This is a genomic window from Saccharomonospora halophila 8 (assembly GCF_000383775.1).
Lineage (GTDB): Bacteria > Actinomycetota > Actinomycetes > Mycobacteriales > Pseudonocardiaceae > Saccharomonospora > Saccharomonospora halophila.
The window spans coordinates 3418-7178 of the sequence record NZ_KB912489.1 but is presented as its reverse complement, the minus strand read 5'-3'; the positions used below and the strand labels follow the sequence as shown (position 1 = coordinate 7178).

Genomic DNA, 3761 nt, shown 5'->3' with positions numbered 1-3761 from the left:
GCACGGTGACGGGTGGCGGCTGGCGGGCTGCACCCTCGCGGTCACCGTGGAGCCGTGCACGATGTGCGCGGGCGCGCTCGTGCTCGCGCGGGTGTCCCGGGTGGTGTTCGGCGCGTGGGAGCCGCGCACCGGTGCGGTCGGTTCGCTGTGGGACGTGGTCCGCGACCGCAGGCTCAACCACCGCCCCGAGGTGCTCGGCGGGGTGCTCGCCGACGAGTGCGCGGCATTGCTGGACGAGTTCTTCGCCAGTCGGCGGGGCGGGGCCGACCTCACCGAGCCGGGGGTGCCCCCCTCGTCGGATCGGTGAACACCCTCCAGTACAGTATTCAGCGGTAGCGTGTCCGAGCGGCCTAAGGAGCGCGACTCGAAATCGCGTGAGGGTAACACCTCCGTGGGTTCGAATCCCACCGCTACCGCCACGGCACGGCGCCGGGTCCGCGGGTGATTCCGCGGACCCGGCGCCGTTTCGCTGTGTCGCCCTGTCGTTGCTGTGTGCCCCGGTGCGTCGGTGTGCCCCGGTTCGACCGTGCGGCCGGAGGTCAGGCGGCCGACCCTGTCCCCGGTGCCGGGTCGAACACGCGCTCGCGGGTCAGCCACTCGTCGATGCGCCGCATCGTGACGTGCAGCCGGTTGCCCATCAGCACCATGTGGTCCGCCCCGGGGATCTCGACGTAGCTGCCGCGCCGGTACCGCCGGGCCGTGGCGCGCGGAATCCTCGGCGAGATCATCCGGTCCCGTTCGCCGCCGATCGCCAGCACCGGCCCGGTGACCGCGTCGAAGTCCACGGTGGCGGCCCCGCGCGGGTCGAGGAACGGGAAGGCCATCTCGCAGTAGGCCCGGCCCGACTCGCAGACCAGGTCGGAGTACAGCCCGCGGACGTAGTCCTCGTCCTGGGTGTGCGCCGCCCCCCAGCGCAGCCGGTGCCAGGTGGGGTAGAGCGGCTTGTCCCAGGGACGCGGCTGGAGGTAGTGGCTGCCGAACAGCCGGACGGTGTTCGGGTACATCCCGAACACGCCCGCCGCCGGGGCCGGACACGCGGCCACGACGCCCGCGTGCGGTACCCGCGCCGCCACGAGCTGGGCGAGCAGTCCGCCCATCGACAACCCCACCAGCAGCGGCGGCCGGTCCAGCGACCGCGCCAGTTCGGCGAGGTCGTCGGTGTAGTCCGCCAGGCTCACCGAGGCCATCGGCAGCGACCCCGCCAGCAGCGGGAGGTCGTGGTGGCGCAGGCTCGGCGTGTGCACGGTGAAGCCGCGCTGTTCGAACGCCTGCCGGGCTTCGGTCCAGTGGGACCCGCGCATCCACGTCCCGTGGACGAGGACGACGTGTTCGCTCGCGATCATGTGCGCAAACTACCCGACCTTCCGGCACGGCCCGCCGCACGCCGTGACCGCTGGGTGCCCGCGGACGGCAAGTCGCCTGATCGGGCGGCGTAGTTCACGCGGCCGGGTGCCGTACTGACACGAACGGCGTGTCCCCGGAAACAATCCCGGAAAGGCGGTCGACAGTGCCGGTATGTGGTCCCCTGGGAACCGTACTGTCGTCCGTCTCCTCGCCGTCACCGTCGCCGGACTGGTGGCGGCGAGTCTGTCCGTCGTCGCCTCCGCGCACTCCGGTCCGGATCCGGACCCCGGGGCCGGGCCCCCCGGCCGATCGGCGTCCGGGTCGGCGGCCCCCGAACTGCCGTCCGGGTTCACCTTGCGGAGCCTGCCCGCCGGACAGGCTCCGGGCAAGCTCACCGACTTCGCCCACCTGCCGGACGGTGGCGTGCTCACCAGCGGCAAGGAGGGCACCGTCGCCTGGGTGTCGGCCGACGGTGCCCGCAGCCGCACGCTGCGCGACCTGCCCGTCGTCGGCGTCCAGGACATGGGGCTGCTCGGGCTCGCCGCGGCCGTCGACTACGGGACCACCCGGCACGTCTATCTGGCCCGGTCGGTGCCCACCGGGGACGGGTCCTTCGACCTCACCCTGGCGCGTTGGCGCGTCACCGGCGCGGACGAGCCGACCGGGCTGACCGACGAGACCGAACTGCTCCGCATCCCCGGTGACGCGGTCGTGCACGGGATCACCGGCATCGTGCCGGACCCCGACGGCACGCTGTGGGTCTCGGTGGGCGACGTGGCCGACTACACCGAGGTGGACCCGCAGGCCCTGCGGGCCCAGGACCCGTCGGTGGTGCAGGGCAAGATCCTGCATCTCGACGCGGACGGCCGGGGCGTCCCGGACAACCCGTTCTACGACCCGGCCGCCCCCGACTCCGCCCGCAGCAAGGTCTTCGCGGGGGGTTTCCGCAGTCCGTTCCGCCTCTCCCTGGACCCGCGCACCGGCCTGCCGCTCGTGGGCGACGTCGGCTGGAACACCTGGGAGGAGATCAACCTCGTGCGTCCGGGCCGGACCTACGGCTGGCCGTGCTGGGAGGGCACCGCCCGCACCCCCGGCTACCGGGAGCTCCCCGGCTGCGCGGACGCGGACAACACCGGGCCGCTGGTGAGCCTGCGGCACGGGGAGGGCGCGGACAACGCCAACAGCGTCACCGGCGGTGTGGTCTACACCGGCACGAGCTATCCGGAGCGGTACCGGGGCGCGTACTTCTTCGGCGACTACGCCCACGGCAAACTGTGGACGTTGCGCTACGACGACCAGGGCAGGTTGTCCCGCGCACCGGAGAGCCCGCCGCTGGGCACCGACGTCGGCAGGCCGGTCAGCTTCGGCACCGCGGCGAACGGCGACATCGTCTACGCCGACATCGGCTCCGGGACGCTCAAGCGGCTCACGTACGTGGGTGGCAACCGGGCCCCGAGCGCGCACGCCGACGTCGACACCGACCCGGAGAGCCGCACGGTGACCTTCGACGCCTCCGGCTCCACCGACCACGACAGCGACCTGCTGACCTACGGGTGGGAGTTCGGGGACGGGGAGACCGCCTCCGGGGTGCGGGCGCGGCACACCTACGCCGAGGGGATCGACTCCGCCACCGCCACGCTCACGGTCACCGACCCCGCGGGAGCCGTGGACCGTACGGAGATCACCGTCGCCCCGGGTAACCACACCCCCCGGATCGAGGCGGACGTCCGCGAGGACGAAACCTACGCGGTCGGGGACCCCGTCCGCGTCTCGGCGCGGGCCACCGACGCCGAGGACGGACGGCTGCCGCTGCACTGGGAGGCCACGGTGGTGCACTGTCCCGAGGACGCCACCTGTCACGCGCATCCCACCGGCTCCGGAAACGGGCGGTCCTTCTCGATCCCCTTCACCGACCACCCCGACTCGCACATGGAACTGACCGCCACCGCCACCGACGAGGCCGGGGTGAGCACCACCTACACCTACGTGGCGGAGCCGAGGGAACACCGGCTGACCCTGACCGGCAACGTGCCCGCGGCGCTGGAGATCGCCAGCGAGGGGGACGGGGACGACGCCGGAGGGACGACCAGCTCGGCGTGGGTCACCGAGGGTGCCACGGTCAGCGTGGCCGCGGCCCGGACCGCGACGGACGGCGAGTCCACCTTTCACCACTGGGAGGAGGACGGCGCGACCGACCGCGTCCGGACGTTCACCATGCCCGCCGACGACCTCACCTTGACCGCCCACTACCTCGCTCCGGGTGAGGAGCCGCCCGAACTGTCGACCGACACGGCGTCGGCGGCCGACGGTCCGCTCGACGCGCTGATCGGGCCGGACGGACTCCCGGCCGAACTGCTCGACGTGCTCGCCGAGCACGCCGTGCCGTCCGAATCCGGCCGGAAGGCCGCCGGGCGGCG

The 3761-nt window shown here is 73.1% G+C and carries 3 protein-coding genes and 1 tRNA gene; 3 read left to right on the top strand and 1 reads right to left on the bottom strand.

The features are described 5' to 3' along the window. On the top strand, positions 1–307 hold a 307-nt coding region (locus SACHA_RS20045; RefSeq protein ID WP_019807229.1), incomplete at its 5' end, for a nucleoside deaminase. Positions 308–331: 24 nt separating this feature from the next. Beyond that, positions 332–419: transfer RNA gene (locus SACHA_RS0103440), tRNA-Ser, on the top strand. A gap of 120 nt (positions 420–539) precedes the next feature. Here SACHA_RS0103440 and SACHA_RS0103435 read toward each other — a convergent pair. After that, positions 540–1343: an alpha/beta hydrolase gene (locus SACHA_RS0103435; protein ID WP_019807227.1), complete on the bottom strand. Its 804-nt coding sequence runs from the start codon at positions 1341–1343 to the stop codon at positions 540–542. Between the two features lie 172 nt (positions 1344–1515). Between SACHA_RS0103435 and SACHA_RS20040 the strand changes: the two genes are divergently transcribed. Continuing rightward, positions 1516–3761: PQQ-dependent sugar dehydrogenase (locus SACHA_RS20040; protein ID WP_019807225.1), on the top strand; the 2246-nt coding region annotated here is incomplete at its 3' end.

Coding starts and splice junctions, on each gene's coding strand:
- SACHA_RS0103435 (WP_019807227.1), bottom strand. CDS start 1,343: ATGATCGCGAGCGAACACGTCGTCCTCGTCCACGGGACGTGGATGCGC.